This window comes from Rhodanobacter geophilus (assembly GCF_040812275.1).
GTDB classification, from domain to species: Bacteria; Pseudomonadota; Gammaproteobacteria; order Xanthomonadales; family Rhodanobacteraceae; genus Rhodanobacter_A; species Rhodanobacter_A geophilus.
This window is the reverse complement of record NZ_JBFOHL010000013.1, coordinates 1-16,661: the sequence shown is the minus strand read 5'-3', so window position 1 is coordinate 16,661 and position 16,661 is coordinate 1. Positions and strand designations below refer to the sequence as shown.

Annotated in this window: 12 protein-coding genes; 7 read left to right on the top strand and 5 right to left on the bottom strand. The window is 67.3% G+C overall.

Features of this window, described 5'->3' with window-relative positions; translation table 11 throughout:
- Positions 1-46: 46 nt before the first annotated feature.
- The gene (locus tag ABQJ56_RS14030; protein ID WP_367845636.1) at positions 47-232 is read right to left on the bottom strand and encodes a hypothetical protein; all 186 of its coding nucleotides are present in this window, start codon (positions 230-232) and stop codon (positions 47-49) included.
- Between the two features lie 617 nt (positions 233-849).
- Here ABQJ56_RS14030 and mnmG point away from each other — a divergent pair.
- From mnmG to ABQJ56_RS14010, 4 genes are all read left to right on the top strand, one after another.
- The gene (mnmG, locus tag ABQJ56_RS14025; RefSeq protein ID WP_367845635.1) at positions 850-2,724 is read left to right on the top strand and encodes a tRNA uridine-5-carboxymethylaminomethyl(34) synthesis enzyme MnmG; all 1,875 of its coding nucleotides are present in this window, start codon (positions 850-852) and stop codon (positions 2,722-2,724) included.
- Between the two features lie 81 nt (positions 2,725-2,805).
- Positions 2,806-3,579 (top strand): RDD family protein, encoded by a 774-nt coding sequence (locus ABQJ56_RS14020; protein ID WP_367845634.1) that lies wholly within the window; start codon positions 2,806-2,808, stop codon positions 3,577-3,579.
- Positions 3,580-3,715: 136 nt separating this feature from the next.
- A complete protein-coding gene (locus ABQJ56_RS14015; RefSeq protein ID WP_367845633.1) occupies positions 3,716-6,046 on the top strand; it encodes a Tex family protein in 2,331 nt (776 codons plus the stop codon).
- A gap of 116 nt (positions 6,047-6,162) precedes the next feature.
- Positions 6,163-8,004, top strand: a complete 1,842-nt coding sequence (locus tag ABQJ56_RS14010) for an autotransporter domain-containing protein (protein ID WP_367845632.1) — start codon at positions 6,163-6,165, stop codon at positions 8,002-8,004.
- Positions 8,005-8,126: 122 nt separating this feature from the next.
- Here the strand turns inward: ABQJ56_RS14010 and ABQJ56_RS14005 are convergent, their stop codons facing one another.
- Positions 8,127-8,990, bottom strand: coding sequence for a YbaY family lipoprotein (locus ABQJ56_RS14005; RefSeq protein ID WP_367845631.1), 864 nt, complete (start codon positions 8,988-8,990; stop codon positions 8,127-8,129).
- A 385-nt stretch (positions 8,991-9,375) separates the two neighbouring features.
- On the opposite strand from ABQJ56_RS14005, the gene ABQJ56_RS14000 reads away from it, so the two are divergent.
- A complete protein-coding gene (locus tag ABQJ56_RS14000; RefSeq protein ID WP_367845630.1) occupies positions 9,376-9,957 on the top strand; it encodes a helix-turn-helix domain-containing protein in 582 nt (193 codons plus the stop codon).
- 61 nt (positions 9,958-10,018) lie between these two features.
- On the opposite strand, the gene glyS is transcribed toward ABQJ56_RS14000, so the two are convergent.
- Positions 10,019-12,172: a glycine--tRNA ligase subunit beta gene (gene glyS, locus ABQJ56_RS13995; RefSeq protein ID WP_367845629.1), complete on the bottom strand. Its 2,154-nt coding sequence runs from the start codon at positions 12,170-12,172 to the stop codon at positions 10,019-10,021.
- Positions 12,169-13,080, bottom strand: coding sequence for a glycine--tRNA ligase subunit alpha (gene glyQ, locus ABQJ56_RS13990; RefSeq protein ID WP_367845628.1), 912 nt, complete (start codon positions 13,078-13,080; stop codon positions 12,169-12,171). Before glyQ ends, glyS begins: the two co-directional genes overlap by 4 nt.
- 88 nt (positions 13,081-13,168) lie before the next feature.
- Here glyQ and tfpB point away from each other — a divergent pair, with 88 nt between their 5' ends.
- Entirely contained in the window at positions 13,169-15,013 is a 1,845-nt protein-coding gene (gene tfpB / locus ABQJ56_RS13985; RefSeq protein WP_367845627.1) for a type IV pilus assembly ATPase TfpB, read from the top strand.
- Positions 15,010-15,744: a glutamine amidotransferase gene (locus tag ABQJ56_RS13980; protein WP_367845626.1), complete on the top strand. Its 735-nt coding sequence runs from the start codon at positions 15,010-15,012 to the stop codon at positions 15,742-15,744. The genes tfpB and ABQJ56_RS13980 overlap by 4 nt, the downstream gene beginning before the upstream one ends.
- A 3-nt stretch (positions 15,745-15,747) precedes the next feature.
- Here ABQJ56_RS13980 and ABQJ56_RS13975 read toward each other — a convergent pair whose 3' ends face one another.
- Entirely contained in the window at positions 15,748-16,431 is a 684-nt protein-coding gene (locus ABQJ56_RS13975) for a rhomboid family intramembrane serine protease (protein ID WP_367845625.1), read from the bottom strand.
- Positions 16,432-16,661 lie beyond the last annotated feature (230 nt).

Genomic DNA, 16,661 nt, shown 5'->3' with positions numbered 1-16,661 from the left:
ATGGCCTTTCGCAAGGCCACGCGTCACACGTCCCCGTGATACCGCCTCATGCCGGCAGGCTCTTCAGCGCCGTGCGCAGCCGCACGATGCGCGACTCCAGCCGCGGCTGCAGCATCGCACGCTCGTTCTCGGCGCGCTCCTGCAGGGTTTCCATCGCCATCTCGATCCGGCCGATCTCGATCAGCAGGTCGTGGTGCGGAAAGAATTTCTCGAAGTCGATGTTGATGCCCATGACGTTTCCTCCCGGTTTTCTCTGTTGCCGGAGGTAATGCATCGGCCGTGCCAGAATGTGATCTTCATCACACTGCGCGCCTGGGCTGCGAACGGAGACTGACGCGGGACGTCAGCACCTGCCATGTCTCGGCAGAAAGTTCCATTTCAGTCACCGCATGTTCACGTGCCTGCGGTGAATATCGACCCACGGTCTGGCAGCAAACACCTGCCAAGCACCCACGAGTTTCACGGTTTCTGGCGCCCGGCAATACGGTCATCCTGGATTCCCCCTGTTCCTGAGACCGCCGGGCGCCAGATCTGAACGACGAGACCCCGCATTCGTGCGGGGTCTCGTGCTTTGGGCGGGCCATCCTTGCGATCATCCGTGACTGCGGGAATCAAATGGGCGGCCATCATGGCCGCACTGCTCAAAAAACGACGGCGCCCCGAGGGGCGCCGTCCTGCTTCCTCTCACGGCACGCGATCAGGCCCCTGTCCTCCCGATCCCGGCGTGCGTTCCCGCACAGCCGCTGCCCATGAAAGTGCGACATGGGTAAAGCAGTTTGCATGCCAAGCATCCCGCCCAGGCTGGCGCAGTACCATGGCCCCCCTTCGGTTTTCAGCCAGTTCTAGACGATGCTCCACCCCACTCCCTACGACGTGATCGTGATCGGCGGCGGCCACGCCGGCACCGAGGCCGCGCTGGCGGCCGCGCGCACCGGCGCGCGCACCCTGCTGCTCACCCACAGCATCGAAACCGTGGGCGCGATGAGCTGCAACCCGGCGATCGGCGGCATCGGCAAGGGCCACCTGGTGAAGGAGATCGACGCGCTGGGCGGCGCGATGGCGCATGCGGCGGACCTGGCCGGCATCCAATGGCGCACGCTCAATGCCTCCAAGGGCCCGGCCGTGCGCGCCACCCGCTGCCAGGCCGACCGCGCCCTGTACCGTGCCGCGATACGTCACATTGTGGAAAACCAGGTCAATCTCGACCTGTTCCAGCAGGCGGTGGACGACCTGATCGTGGAGAACGGCCGTGCCGTGGGCGTGGTGACGCAAATGGGCGTTTCCTTCCGCGCAAGGTCGATTGTGCTCACGGCGGGCACCTTCCTCGCCGGCAAGATCCACATCGGCCCCGCCCAGTACGCCGGTGGCCGCGCCGGCGACCCGCCGGCCGGCACGCTGGCGGCGCGGTTGCGCGAACTGCCGCTGGCGGCGGACCGGCTGAAGACCGGCACCCCGCCACGCATCGACCGGCGCAGCATCGACTTCAGCGGGCTGGAGGAACAGCGCGGCGACGATCCGGCGCCGGTGTTCTCCTACCTCGGCTCGCGCGACGAACATCCCCGCCAGGTCAGCTGCTGGATCACCCACACCACCGAGCGCACCCACGAGCTGATCCGCGGCGCGCTCGACCGCTCGCCGCTGTACACCGGCCAGATCGAGGGCGTGGGTCCGCGCTACTGCCCGTCGATCGAGGACAAGGTGGTGCGCTTCGCCGGGAAGGCCTCGCACCAGATCTTCATCGAGCCCGAAGGGCTGGACACGTTCGAGATCTACCCGAACGGCATCTCCACCTCGCTGCCGTTCGACGTGCAGCTGGCACTGGTGCAGTCGATCAAGGGCTTCGAGCACGCGCACATCACCCGCCCCGGCTATGCGATCGAGTACGACTACTTCGATCCGCGCGGCCTCAATCCGTGGCTGGAGACCAAGGCGATTCCCGGCCTGTACTTCGCCGGCCAGATCAACGGCACCACCGGCTACGAGGAGGCCGGTGCGCAGGGATTGATTGCGGGCCTCAATGCGGCACTCGGCGCGCAAGGCAAGGCGCCGTGGTATCCGCGCCGCGACGAGGCCTACGTCGGCGTGCTGATCGACGACCTCACCAGCAACGGCACGATCGAGCCCTACCGCATGTTCACCTCGCGCGCCGAATACCGGCTGCACCTGCGCGAGGACAACGCCGACCTGCGCCTCACCGGGCACGGCCATGCGCTGGGGGTGGTGCCGCAGGAGCGCTACGACGCGCTGCGTACCAAGCGCGAGGCGGTGGAACGCGAGACCCAACGCCTGGGCGCGCTGTGGGCTGCGCCGACGAATGTGCTGGGTGCAGCGATCGAACGCCAGCTCGGCATCGCGCTGAGCCGCGAAACGAATGCGCTGGACCTGTTGCGGCGGCCGGAACTGGACTACGCGAAACTCGCCAGCGTCGCCGGACTCGGCCCCGCCGTGGAGCACGACGAGGTGGCGACCCAGGTCGAGGTGCAGGCCAAGTACGCCGGCTACCTGGAACGCCAGCGCGAGGAGGTCGCCCGCCAGCGCCGCCATGAGCAGACCGCGATCCCCGCCAGCTTCGACTACGACACCGTGCGCGGCCTGTCCGCCGAGGTGCTGCTCAAGCTCAAGCGCGCGCAGCCGGCCACCATCGGCCAGGCCGCGCGCATCAGCGGCGTCACCCCCGCCGCGATCTCGCTGCTGCTGGTGCACCTGAAGCGCCACGCCGCCTGAGCAATCGGGCCATCCGGCGCGCTCCATGGCCGTGCACCCGTGGCATGATGCCCGCACTCACCAGCGCGAGGAGTGTGCACGATGGAAATCTGGATCGGACGGGACGGCGAACGCCACGGTCCCTACAAGGAAGAAGACGTGCGGCAATGGCTGCGCAGCGGCCAGGTCAGCGGCAGTGACCTGGCCTGGCGCGAAGGCCTCGCCGACTGGCAGCCGCTGTCGGCACTGTTTCCCGACGAGGTGCGCAGTACCGCCCCCGCTGCTGCCGGCAACCCCTACTCGGCGCCCGCCGCGCCGATGCAGAACCTGCCGCAGACCACCGCCGCGGCACTCGAGGATCACGCCGGCTTCTGGAAGCGCGTAGCCGCCTACATCCTCGACTTGATCCTGCTCACCATCGTTTTCAAGGTGATAGGCACGTTTTTCGGTGCCTCGGCGGCCGAGGAGGCGATGAAGCAGGAGATGCTCGGCGGCACGCCGTTCATGCAGGCCTATGGGCATCTCTACAGCAGCATGTGGTCGTACAACCTGCTGACCACGGCACTGACCTGGCTGTATTTCGCCTTCTGCGAAAGCTCGGCCTGGCAGGCTACCGTGGGCAAACTGGCACTCGGCATCCGTGTCACCGACATGCGAGGCGCGCGCATCAGCTTCCTGCGCGCCACCGGGCGCTTCTTTGCCAAATACCTGAGCGTATTGATCCTGTTCATCGGCTTCCTCATGGTGGCCTTCACCCGCCGCAAGCAGGGCCTGCACGACCTGATCGCAGGCACCCTGGTACTGAACGGCCGCGCCAGCGAATTCAAGGACGCTCCCGCGAAGCCCAGCGCAAACGGCGGCTCGTTCAGCGCCTGATCTCCTGTTGCCAAGCCGCGGCGCCGGAGAAGTCTCCGGCGCCGTTTGCTTTCCGGGTGCCGCGGACCCGCTTGCTATCATCGTCGGCCCGGCCACAGGCGCCGGTCCGTTCCACCGCAAGGAAACCGATCCACCCATGCAGAGCATCGAACAACGCATTGCCCACGACATCGCCGCCAGGACCGAGCAGGTGCGCGCGGCGGTCGAGCTGCTCGACGGCGGCGCCACCGTGCCGTTCATCGCGCGCTACCGCAAGGAGGTCACCGGTGGACTGGACGACACCCAGTTGCGCCTGCTGGAGGAGCGTCTGCGCTACCTGCGCGAACTGGAGGAACGCCGCGCCGCGATCCTCGCCAGCATCGAGGAACAGGGCAAGCTCGGTGATGCGTTGAAGGCCGACATCCTCGCCGCCGAGACCAAGGCCACCCTGGAAGACCTCTACCTGCCGTACAAGCCCAGGCGCCGCACCAAGGCGCAGATCGCCCGCGAGGCGGGGCTGGAACCGCTGGCCACCGGCCTGCGCGAGGATCCCACGCAATCGCCCGAGGCCTTTGCCGCATCATTTGTCGATGCGGAAAAGGGGGTGCCGGACGTGCGCGCCGCGCTGGACGGCGCGCGCGCGATCCTGATGGAGTCCATCGCCGAGGACGCGCATCTCGTGGGCGAGTTGCGCGACTGGCTGTGGGACAAGGCCCAGATCCGCGCCAGGGTGGTGGAAGGCAAGGAGAACGAAGGCGCGAAGTTCCGCGACTACTTCGACCACGTCGAGCCGATCGGCAAGATCCCCTCGCACCGCCTGCTCGCGCTGATGCGCGCCCGCAACGAGGGCATCATCGAACTCGACCTGCAACCCGCGCTGGATGCCGAGCAGGGCCATGCCGAGGGCGAGGGCCGCGTGGCCGCGCACGCCGGCATCCACGACCGCGGCCGCGCCGCCGACGCCTGGCTGCGCGAGACCGTGCGCCTCACCTGGCGCGTGAAGCTGCACCTGCACCTCACGCTGGACCTGTTCGGCCGCGTGCGCGAAGGCGCCGAGGACGAGGCGATCCGCGTGTTCGGCGACAACCTCAAGGACCTGATGCTGGCCGCGCCGGCCGGCGCGAAGACCGTGATGGGCCTGGACCCCGGCATCCGCACCGGCGTGAAGGTGGCGGTGGTCGACCCCACCGGCAAGCTGCTCGCCACCGACACCATCTACCCGCACGAACCGCGCCGGCAATGGAACGAGTCGCTGGCCACGCTGGCGCGGCTGTGCCAGAAGCATGGTGTCGACCTGATCGCGATCGGCAACGGCACCGCCTCGCGCGAGACCGACAAGCTGGCCGGCGAGCTGATCAAGGGCCTTGCCAAAAGCCATCCCGGGCACAAGCTATCGAAGGTCGTGGTGAGCGAAGCCGGCGCCTCGGTGTACTCCGCCTCGGAAACCGCGGCCAGGGAATTCCCCGACCTCGACGTGAGCCTGCGCGGCGCCGTCTCCATCGCGCGCCGCCTGCAGGACCCGCTGGCCGAGCTGGTGAAGATCGAGCCCAAGGCGATCGGCGTGGGCCAGTACCAGCACGACGTGAACCAGGTGAAGCTGGCCCGTGCGCTGGACGCGAAGGTCGAGGACTGCGTGAACGCGGTGGGCGTGGACGTGAACACCGCTTCCGCCGCGCTGCTGTCGCGCGTGGCCGGCCTTTCCGCTTCGGTCGCCGAGAACGTGGTGAAGCACCGCGACGCCCACGGCCCGTTCGCCAACCGCAAGGCGCTGCTCAAGGTGCCACGGCTGGGCGACAAGGCGTTCGAGCAGTGCGCCGGCTTCCTGCGTGTACCCGCGGGCGACAACCCGCTGGACGCTTCCGCGGTGCATCCGGAAGCCTACCCGGTGGTCGAGCGCATCATCGCCCGGTGCGGCCGCGAGGTGCGCAACATCATCGGCGACACCGGCTTCCTGCGCGGCCTGAAACCCGAGGCCTACACCGACGAGAAATTCGGCGTGCCCACCGTGCGCGACATCCTCAAGGAACTGGAGAAGCCGGGCCGCGACCCGCGTCCCGAATTCATCGCGCCCAGCTTCGCCGAAGGCGTGGAGGACGTGAAGGACCTCAAGCCCGGCATGATCCTGGAAGGCCGCGTCACCAACGTCGCCGCGTTCGGCGCCTTCGTCGACATCGGCGTGCACCAGGACGGCCTGGTGCACGTCTCCGCGCTTTCGCATACCTTCGTGAAGGACCCGCGTGACGCGGTGAAGGCCGGCGACATCGTCAAGGTGAAGGTGATGGAGGTGGACCTCCCGCGCCAGCGCATCGGCCTCTCGATGCGCCTCGACGACGAGCCGGGCCAGGCGCGCGGCAAGCCCGCCGGCGGCGATGCCCGCCCCGGAGCACGCGACAACCGCGGTCCGCGTCCGGGAGCCGCGCCAAAACAGGCACCAGCCCCCGCCAACAGCGCCTTCGCCGACGCGCTGGCGCGCGCGATCAAGCGCTGAAAGCCCGGCAGTCGGGCCGCATGCCGCAGCGATGCGCTGCAGCATGCGGTTCCGTATGGAATGCCTTACCGTAACGTCCAGCTAACAAGGCCATCCCGGCCATGGGGAGTGTTTCCATGCTTCGTACCCGTCACTTGGTCGGCGCCATCGCCACCGCCCTATTGTTCAGCACTGCCGCCAGTGCCACCGATTTCAGCCAGGTCATCGTGTTCGGCGACAGCCTGAGCGACGCGGGCAACATCTCGCTTTCCCAAGGCTCGCCGACGCCGATGCGCTTCACCACCAATCCGGGCCAGACGGCTTCGGAGCTGGTCGCCGCCGGGCTCGGCGATCCGATCCAGGCGTCGCTGCTGGGTGGCACCGATTACGCCTGGGGTGGCGCCGGCGTGGTGCAGGGCGTTGCCCCCGTACCGACCCTGCCGCAGCAGTTCCAGATGTATCTGGCGGCCAACGGCGGTCATGCCAACGCCAACGCGCTGTACGAGGTGTGGGGCGGCGCCAACGACATCTTCTACCTGACCGACACCAGCACCGATTCGAATGTACTCGCCGCCGGCACGATCAACGCGGCCAAGACCGAACTCGGCCTGCTTGGCCAGATGCAGGCGAGCGGCGCCAAGTACGTGGTGGTCTACAACCTGCCGAACATCGGCAGGACTCCCGAAGCCATGGCCGGCGGTGCAGCGGCCTCGGCCGGCGCCACCCAGCTTTCGGTGCTGTTCAACAGCACCTTGAACACGGGCCTGGGGCAGCTGAGCGGCCAGGGCCTCAACGTGATCCCGGTGAACACCTATGGCCTGATCAGCGAGGTGATCGCCAACCCCTCGGCCTACGGTTTCACCAACGTCACCACGCCGGCCTGCACCGGCGGCAGCGGCAGTTCCGTGCAATGCGGCCCACAGGGTTCGGGGGCGCCGGTGACCTACGCCCCGGGCACCAACCAGAGCTACCTGTTTGCCGACGGCGTGCATCCGACCACCGCCGCGCACGCGATGCTGGCCCAGATCGTGCTGTCCGAAATCGCCGCGCCGGGCCAGATCTCCCTGCTCGGCGAGGCGCCGCTGGCCGCCAGCACCGCGCAGACCCGCGCGATCCGCAATGAAATGCTGGCCGACGGCAACGGCAGCGACACCCGCGCCTTCGTCAACGTGGACTACGCGCATCAGCGCTTCGACGCCCAGAGCGACTCGCCGAAGGCCACCAGCAACGGCGTCAACCTCACGCTGGGTGTGGACGTGCGCGCCAGTGACAACATCTCCGCCGGTATCGCGCTGGGCGTGGGCCAAAGCAACGCCGATACTGCCGGCGGCGGCGGCTACAAGCTGCAGGACGTGAGCGGCCTGGGTTATGTCACCTACCACCAGGGCGGCGGCTACGTGGGCGGCTACGCGAACTTCGGCCAGTCCAACTTCAACGACATCGACCGCCGGATCGCGATCGGCACCGCCACGCGTGGCGAAAGCGGCAAGGCCGACGGTTCGCACCTGGGCGGCGGCCTCACCGGCGGCTGGTGGATCGATCTCGGCAGCGTGCGCACCGGCCCGTTCGCCAACGTCGAATGGCAGACGATCAAGGTCAACGGCTACAACGAGAACGGCGACGACAGCACCGCGATGTGGTTTGGCCGCCAGCAACGCAACGCGCTGATCGGCACGCTGGGATGGCGCGTGCAGGGCCACTGGCAGGCCGGCAGCACCGTGCTGGCACCGTATGCCGAGATTGCCTGGAACCACGACAGCAAGGCGGACGCGCGCGACATCACCGCGGGTCTCAACAGCATGAACGGCAGTTTCGCGCTCACCGGCTATGTGCCGGACGCGACCTGGGGCACCGCCGACCTCGGCCTGTCCGCGCAATTCAACACGCGACTCAGCGGCTGGGTGGGCTACAGCGGCCGCTTCAGCGACAACAGCCAGAAGTACAACAGCGTCAACCTGGGCTTGAAGTACGCCTTCTGAGCAGTGCGGCCATGGATGGCCGCTCGTTTGACCCTCGCAATCAGGATGCTCGCATGCGAAGACATCCATGAAAAAGGCCGGCAATGCCGGCCTTTTTCATGAATCAGGTTTGTCGGTGTGGCTTACTTCTTCTTGTTGCCGCCGGCGAGGTTGTAGATGGTCTGCGCCTGCTGGCGCAGGCTGTTGGCGTCATCGGCATCCAGCGGTCCGGTCTTGTCGCCGCTCTGCTGCTCGTGCATCACCACCATGCCGTTCTCGGTCCAGCTGGCGCGCTCGATCGAACTCGGCTTGGCGTCCTTGCTGGCCTTCTTCTGCTGCACCGCCGCCCACGGCGCGCCGTTCCGGTAGGCGAAATCGGTGCTGGTGAAGCCCTTGTCGCCGTAGTCCACCAGTTCGCGGATCACCTTCGTCTCGCCATTCTGGCGGAACACCTGCCAGCCGCGCGAAGCATTCGGATCCAGCTTGGTGCCGGTGGTCACCTTCATGCCACCGATCTGCTTGATCAGCGCGTTGAAGTCGGCCAGGTCCTTCTCGGCCGGGGTCTGCTCGGCCACCAGCTCGATCGTGGCCTGGTTCTTGTTGCCCTTGGTCAGCACCGGCGCCTGGATCGGCATGGCGTAGTGGCGGGCACCATCGGTGAGGATGGCCTTCACCACGTACAGGTCGGCCGGGTTGATCTCGCCGGGCTTGAAGCTGAGCTCGAACGAATAGGGGAAGGTGGCGCCCGAGGCGACCATCTTGCTGGCCACCGGCGCCGCACCGGCCTGGGCGGAGGACACGTCCACCAGGTTGATCACAAGCTGCGCGTTCGGCGACGGCTGGATCGGGCCACGCACCGTGATCGTGCCACTCACGGAACTGGCCGCGGCAGCGGCTGTCGAACTGGCGCTGGCGGCGCCTTCCTCCGTCTGCGACGACGTCGACGAACCGCAGCCGGCCAAGGCCAGCACGGCCATCGACATCACCGACAAAACCATCTTGCGCATGGGGTAAGCCTCGTTACTGAATTGGATCGGACACGGAAACCGGCAGGCACTGAACCGCTACGGTTTCATCGCGGGGGAAACTCTGAGGATAGCCCAAAAAGCATCGTCGCGGGAAAGTCAAGCTGATTCGTCCCCATTCTTGCGTGAACACACGCGGAACAACCCTATGTCCCGGTCAACCGGAACTTCTTGGCGGCGTTTATGCTTTTCCAAACAACAAGATTTCGCCCGGGGATCCCAGGTACAGCATGCGGGCGCCGGAACTTCCCCACCGTCCCGCAAGAAATCGCATCAATTTCACGTACAACCCGTATGTTGCCGCCTCGTGGCGCCGTGCGGTCGTGAAATTTTGCGGCGCCCCCTTTTGCCAGCACGGTCTACCGCCATGAACACGCAGAAACTCACGCACGATCCTCTTCAGTCCACCTTTGCCGATCGCATCAAGCTGCTGATCCAGCGCGTGGGCAGCGCCACCGAAATCGCGCGCATGTGCGGCTTTTCCGAAGGCGTGGTGCGCAGCTGGCGCGATGGCCACACCGATCCCTCGCGCGCGCGCTGTGTCACCCTGGCCCGCACGCTCGGCATCTCGCTGGTCTGGCTGGTGGCCGGTGAAGGCGCCCTGCAGGTCGACCCGGGCGCCAACGGCGGGGATGATCCGCAATACAATTCCGAGACCGTCTCGCCGCATCGCGCACGCGGCCGCATCGGCTACACCACCCGCCTGCCCATGCATGCGGATGCCTCGGTCGACCCGCGCCGGCTGAATACCGCCATGCAGATCCTGCAATCGGAGCTGGAGTTGGCGAGCAGCCCGATGACGCTGGCCGACAACACCGACATGCTCAGCAGCCTCTACGAGATCCTGGGCGCCGATGGTACGAGCGTGGATGCCACTGCCATGCTGAAGTTCAATCGTCAGCTGGCCGAGCGCATCCGCCAGACCAAGTCATCGTGCGAAATCGCCTGAGCTGCAGCGCACGCTTCATGACGCGGCAGCCCCAACGGGCCGCCGCGTTTGTTTGTACCGTTCAGTCGCGCAACAGCGCGATGTCGGCCACCGCGCCGAACGCGCCCTTGAGCCGCCCCAGCAGGGCAAGACGGTTGCGGCGCACCGCCGGATTCTCGGCATTCACCAGCACCTGCTCGAAGAACGTGTCCACGGGGGCCTGCAGCTGCGCGAGCCGTTTCAGCACGCTGGTGTAGTCGCCACGCCGCAGCGCCTCGACGGTCTCCTCGCCTGCCGCCGCGAGTGCACCGGCCAGGGCACGCTCCGCATCACTCTCGAAATGTGCCGGATCCACATCCTGGTCCGGCAACGGCGCCCCGCCCTCCTCGGCCTGCTTGCGCAGGATGTTCGCCACGCGCTTGTTCGCGGCAGCCAGGCTTGCCGCTTCCGGCAGCCGGCCGAACTCGACCACGGCGTGCAGGCGGCGGTCGAAGTCGGGCAATGTGTCCGGCCGTACCGCGAGCACGGCCTCGTAGGCCTCGGCCGGGCAGGCCTGCTCCGCGTAATAGCCGCGCAGGCGTTCCAGCAGAAAGTCGCCCAGCTCGTTCGCCAGGGCGGCGCGCCGCTGGCCGACATCGATCACGGGCGGCTTGCCGTCCTTGCCGGGCTTCACGCCTGCCGCGAAGGCAGCCTCGGGCAGCAACTCCAGCGCTTCGACGAACATCGCGCGCAGATCCAGCTCCAGCCGCCCCTCGATCAGGGTGCGCGCCAGGCCCAGCGCGGCACGCCGCAGGGCGAACGGATCCTTGTTGCCGCTGGGCTTCATCCCGACCGCGAAGATGCCGGTCAGCGTGTCGAGGCGCTCGGCCACGGCCAGCACCTGGCCGAGTCTGTCGGCCGCGATGCCGTCACGCGCAAAGCGCGGCTGGTAGTAGCTGTCCAGCGCCACGGCCACCTCGGCCGGTTCGCCGTCATGGCTGGCGTAATAGCGACCCATCACGCCCTGCAGCTCGGGGAATTCACCCACCATGCGGGTCAACAGATCGCACTTGGATAGCGAGGCCGCGCGCGTGGCGGCGCCCGCATCGATGCCGACACGATTGGCAATGATGCGCGCCAGTTCGGCCACGCGCACGCTCTTGTCCCACAGGCTGCCCAGTGCCTGCTGGTAGGTGACGCTCTTGAGCTGCTCCTGATGACTCGCCAGCGGCGTCTTCAGGTCCTCGTCCCAGAAGAACTTCGCGTCGGCGAAGCGCGGGCGGATCACCCGCTCGTAGCCCTTGCGGATCTCGCCGGGCTGCCTCGATTCGATGTTGGCGAGGCCGATGAAATGCTCGGTGAGCCTGCCGTCCGCGTCGAACACCGGCACGAATTTCTGGTTGGTCTCCATGGTGGTGACCAGCGCTTCCGGCGGCACGGTAAGGAAGCCACGCTCGAAATCGCAGGCGATCGCCACCGGCCACTCGGTGAGGTTCGTGATCTCGTCGAGCAGGGCATCGTCCAGCCGCGGCACGCCGCCGGTTTCTTTCGCCACGCGCGCCACTTCATTACGCACGCGCTCACGCCGTTCGGCCGGGTCGGCCAGCACCTTTGCGCTGCGCATGGCATCAAGCCAGCCGTCGGCGTCGGCCACGTGCACCGGTTGCGGATGCATGAAACGGTGGCCGCGCGACTTGCGGCCGCTGGCCAGCCCCAGCACTTCGCCGTCGACGATGTCCGCACCATGCAACATCACCAGCCAGTGCGCGGGCCGCACGAAGGCGTAGTCATGGTCGGCCCAGCGCATCGGACGCGGAATCGGCAGGGCCTTGAGCGCCTCGTCCACGATTTCCGGCAGCAGCGACGCGAGCGACTGGCCCGGCTTCACTGCACGGAACACGAACCACGCACCCTTGTCGGTCTCGAGCTTTTCCAGCTGCGCGACATCCACGCCGCAGGACTGCGCGAAGCCCACAAGCGCCTTGGACGGCTGACCCTGCGCATCCAGCGCGGCATTGACCGCCGGGCCGCGGCGCTCGACGGACTGTTCCGGCTGCATTGCGGCGACGCGCGGCACATGGATGGCCAAACGCCGCGGCGAGCAGTACGCCTTCGCCTCACCGATTGCGGCCGTGATGCCGCGCTTGGCCAGCCCGTCGCAGATGCCGCGCAGGAAGGCGGCGGACAATTCGTCCAGCGCCTTCGGCGGCAGTTCCTCGGTGCCGAGTTCGATCAGCAGCGACTTGGCGGCGCTCATGCGGCCTGCTCCCTGGTGTTCTTCTTCAGGCCCGGGAAGCCGAGCTTCTCGCGCTGCGCCACGTAGGTCTCGGCCACGCTGCGTGCCAGCGTACGCACGCGCAGGATGTAGCGCTGGCGTTCGGTGACGCTGATCGCACGGCGCGCGTCGAGCAGGTTGAAGGTGTGGCTGGCCTTCATCACCTGCTCGTAGGCCGGCAACGGCAGGTTGGCGGCGATCAGCTGGTTGGCGGTGGCCTCGCACACATCGAACCAGCGCAGCAGTTCCGGCACGTTCGCGTGCTCGAAGTTGTAGGTGCTCTGCTCCACTTCGTTCTGGTGGAACACGTCACCGTAGGTGACCTTGCCGTGCGGACCTTCCGTCCACACCAGGTCATAGACGTTGTCCACGTTCTGCAGGTACATCGCCAGGCGCTCCAGGCCGTAGGTGATCTCGCCGGTCACCGGGCGGCACTCCAGGCCGCCGGCCTGCTGGAAGTAGGTGAACTGGGTGACTTCCATGCCGTTGAGCCAGATTTCCCAGCCCAGGCCCCAGGCACCCAGCGTGGGCGATTCCCAGTTGTCCTCGACGAAGCGCAGGTCGTGCACCAGCGGATCCAGGCCCAGTTCCTTCAGCGAGCCGATATAGAGGTCCAGGATGTTCTCCGGGTTCGGCTTCATCACCACCTGGTACTGGTAGTAGTGCTGCAGGCGGTTCGGGTTCTCGCCGTAGCGGCCGTCGGTAGGGCGCCGTGAAGGCTGCACGTAGGCGGCGGCCCATGGCTCGGGGCCCAGCGAACGCAGGAAGGTGGCGGGATGGAAGGTGCCTGCGCCGACTTCGGTGTCGAGCGGCTGCAGCAGCACGCAGCCCTGTTCCGCCCAATAGCGGTTGAGGGTCTGGATCACATCCTGGAAGGTACGTGCGGACATGGCTTTCCGTGACCGTGAGCAAAGCGCGTTAGTATAGCCGCAGCGCGGTTTTTCGCCGTTGCACCGCGCCCCCCGGGGAGTCGTGAGGATGGCCGCATCACCTCAAATCGCAAGCCTGCTCGGCCGCCGCGGCCGGCTGGAACTGGACGAGTTGCTGGCCGCGCTGGTGGTCGACGGTTACGTGACGGCCGACGATGCCAAGCAGGTGCGCATGGGCTCGCGTTCCGGCCGCAGCGCGGTGGAGCTGCATCCGCTGGTGCTGATCGCCAACGCGAAGCTGCCGAACCAGCGCGAGCCGGGGCGCCCGCTGAGTCTGGAAGCCCTGGTTGAATGGCTGGCCGGCCACGCCGACCTGCCCTATCTCAAGATCGATCCGATGAAGGTCAACGTCGCCGCGGTCACCCAGGTGGTGAGCCACGCCTATGCGCAGCGGCACCGCATCCTGCCGGTGGCGGCCGCAACCGGCGAGGTGACCTTCGCCACCGCCGAACCGTTCGACGCGGCCTGGGCCGCCGATCTCTCGCACATGCTGCGCCGGGACGTGCATCGCGTGGTGTCGAGTCCCATCGACATCAACCGCTACCTGCAGGAGTTCTACGGCGTACAGCGCTCGATCCAGCTGGCGCAGGACGCGAAGGCCAACGGCGGCTACGACACCTCGGCGATCCTCAACTTCGAGCAGCTGGTGGAGCTCGGCAAGAGCGGCGAGGTCGGTGCCGACGACCGCCACGTGGTGCACATCGTCGACTGGCTGCTGCAGTACGCCTTCGAGCAGCGCGCCTCGGACATCCACCTTGAACCGCGCCGCGAGGCCGGGCAGATGCGCTTCCGCATCGACGGCGTGATGCACAAGGTGTTCGAGCTGCCGCCGCCGGTGATGAGTGCGGTGACCGCGCGCATCAAGATCCTCGCGCGCATGGACGTGGCGGAGAAGCGCCGCCCGCAGGACGGTCGCATCAAGACCCGTTCCAGCACCGGACGCGAAGTGGAATTGCGCGTGTCCAGCATGCCCACGGCGTTCGGGGAGAAGATGGTGCTGCGCATCTTCGATCCCGACCTGGTGGTGAAGGACTTCGCCCAGCTCGGCTTCTCCCCGGGCGAGGCGGTGCAGTGGCGGCGCATGGTGGAGCGGCCGCACGGCATCGTGCTGGTCACCGGCCCCACCGGCTCGGGCAAGACCACCACGCTGTACTCCACGCTCAAGCACCTCGCCACGCCGGCGATGAACGTGTGCACGGTGGAAGACCCGATCGAGATGGTCTCCCCCGAATTCAACCAGATGCAGGTGCAGAGTTCGATCGACCTCGATTTCGCCGCCGGCGTGCGCACCCTGCTGCGGCAGGACCCGGACATCATCATGGTGGGCGAGATCCGTGACCTGGAGACTGCGCAGATGGCGGTGCAGGCCTCGCTCACCGGCCACCTGGTGCTTTCCACCCTGCACACCAACGACGCCCCCAGTGCGGTGACGCGGCTGCTCGACCTCGGCGTACCGCACTACCTGATCCAGTCCACCCTTACCGGCGTGGTGGCGCAGCGACTGGTGCGCACCCTGTGCCCCTACTGCAAGCGGGAAGCCGCGCAGGATCCGCACGAATGGGCCGCGCTCACCCACGGCTGGCCGCTGCCCGTGCCGGAAACCGTGTGCGCACCGGTTGGTTGCCTGGAATGCCGCAACACCGGCTTCATGGGCCGTACCGGCATCTACGAGATGATGCCGATCAGCCCGCGCTTGCGCGGGTTGATCGCGGCGCAGCTGGAACTGGGCAACTTCGGCCAGACCGCGCTGGCCGAAGGCATGCGTCCGCTGCGCATTTCCGCCGCCGAACAGGTGGCGCGCGGGCTTACCACGGTGCAGGAAGTGCTCGCGGTACTGCCACCGATCGAAGCGCCCGACGATCCCGTCCAACCCCAGCCATCCGGCAACGCATGAAACCCGTCCTGATCATCCGCACCGGCCGCGCGCCGGATGCGATCCGTGCCCGTCACGGCGATTTCCCGCACTGGTTCCGGCTCGGCGCGCGGTTGCCGCCGCAGCGCGTGCAGGTCGTCGATGTGGCTGCCGGCGACGCATTGCCTCCACCGCGGGCCGCGGCCGGGGCCATCATCACCGGCTCGGCGGCGATGGTCACCGAACGCGCGCCCTGGAGCGAACGCGCGGCCGGCTGGATCCGCGATGCGATGGACGCGGACCTGCCGCTGTTCGGCGTCTGCTTCGGCCATCAATTGATGGCGCATGCGCTGGGCGGCCGCGTCGACTATCTCCACGGCGGCCGCGAGATCGGCACGCAATCGATCGAGCGACTGGACGCCGCCGCCAGCGATCCGCTGGCCGACCGGCTGCCGTCGAGTTTCCGCGCCCATACCACGCACGAGCAGAGCGTGCTGGAAACGCCGCCTGGCACCATCGTGCTGGCGCGTTCCGCGCGCGACCCGCATCAGCTGCTGCGCTACGGTCCGCATGCGCTCAGCACGCAGTTCCATCCGGAGTTCAGTGCCGACGTGATGCGCGCCTACATCCAGCGCAAGCGCGCGGACATGCGGCGCGAGGGGTCCGATCCGCAGCACTGCTTCCGCGAGGTGGCGGCCACGCCGATAGCGCGTGGATTGCTATACCGCTTCGCCCACCGTCATGGGCTGTCGCCCGGCGTCGATCGTCACTGACAGTCAGCGGCGCAGGCGCCGCGCGATCGCGTCGCGCGAGAACAGGGCGAATACCAGGCCGAACACGAATCCGCCGATGTGCGCCCACCACACGTAGGCCCCATAGCTGGGGCCGGCGTAGCTGAAGAGCAGTTGCAGCAGCACCCAGATGCCGATCAGCAGGAACGCCGGCACCCGCACGAACTCCAAGTACAGGCCCAGCGGCAGCACCAATCCCAGGCGCGCGCGCGGGAACAACGCCATATAAGTGCCCACCACCGCCGACACCGCGCCGCTGCAGCCGATGATCGGCAGGCGCACGCCAGCCAGCGAAAGCGCACCGATCAGGTTCGCCACGATCCCGCCGACCACAAACAACAGCAGAAAGCGCAGCGAGCCCAGCGTGCGCTCGCCTGGCAACCCGAAGATCACCAGGAACAGCAGATTGCTGAGCAGGTGCAACCAGGTGATGTGGATGAACAGCGCGGTGAACAAGCGCAGCAACGAGGGATCGGTCAGCTGCGGCCATAGCGGCTCGTGCGCATTGAAGATGCTGGCCGGCACGGTGCCCCATTCCTGCAGCACGGCGATCCGCCGCGGCAATGGCAGCAGGGCCAGCCACACAAAGCACAGCACGCACACGCTGACAATCAGCAACGTGGCCCATTGCAGCTGCCGGCGCCGGCGTGTCTCGACGTGTACGAACAAGATCGCGCTCCGCTGCCGCCGTCATCGGCTGCCTGTGGATGATAGGCCATTGCCTGGTTGTTCCCGCGTCGATCCCGGTCTTGCATCGATGGCAGCGGCGATCCAGGAAAAGCAAACGCCCTCACCGGGGAAGGTGAGGGCGTTTGAGGGATAAAGCCCCTGGCGGTGACCTACTCTTGCATGCGAGGTGCACACTACCATCGGCGCGGCTGCGTTTCACTTCCGAGTTC

Bases quoted from the DNA above. Each gene is read 5' to 3' on its own strand.
- ABQJ56_RS14030 (WP_367845636.1), bottom strand. From the start codon at position 232: ATGGGCATCAACATCGACTTCGAGAAATTCTTTCCGCACCACGACCTG.
- mnmG (WP_367845635.1), top strand. From the start codon at position 850: ATGCTCCACCCCACTCCCTACGACGTGATCGTGATCGGCGGCGGCCAC.
- ABQJ56_RS14020 (WP_367845634.1), top strand. From the start codon at position 2,806: ATGGAAATCTGGATCGGACGGGACGGCGAACGCCACGGTCCCTACAAG.
- ABQJ56_RS14015 (WP_367845633.1), top strand. From the start codon at position 3,716: ATGCAGAGCATCGAACAACGCATTGCCCACGACATCGCCGCCAGGACC.
- ABQJ56_RS14010 (WP_367845632.1), top strand. From the start codon at position 6,163: ATGCTTCGTACCCGTCACTTGGTCGGCGCCATCGCCACCGCCCTATTG.
- ABQJ56_RS14005 (WP_367845631.1), bottom strand. From the start codon at position 8,990: ATGCGCAAGATGGTTTTGTCGGTGATGTCGATGGCCGTGCTGGCCTTG.
- ABQJ56_RS14000 (WP_367845630.1), top strand. From the start codon at position 9,376: ATGAACACGCAGAAACTCACGCACGATCCTCTTCAGTCCACCTTTGCC.
- glyS (WP_367845629.1), bottom strand. From the start codon at position 12,172: ATGAGCGCCGCCAAGTCGCTGCTGATCGAACTCGGCACCGAGGAACTG.
- glyQ (WP_367845628.1), bottom strand. From the start codon at position 13,080: ATGTCCGCACGTACCTTCCAGGATGTGATCCAGACCCTCAACCGCTAT.
- tfpB (WP_367845627.1), top strand. From the start codon at position 13,169: ATGGCCGCATCACCTCAAATCGCAAGCCTGCTCGGCCGCCGCGGCCGG.
- ABQJ56_RS13980 (WP_367845626.1), top strand. From the start codon at position 15,010: ATGAAACCCGTCCTGATCATCCGCACCGGCCGCGCGCCGGATGCGATC.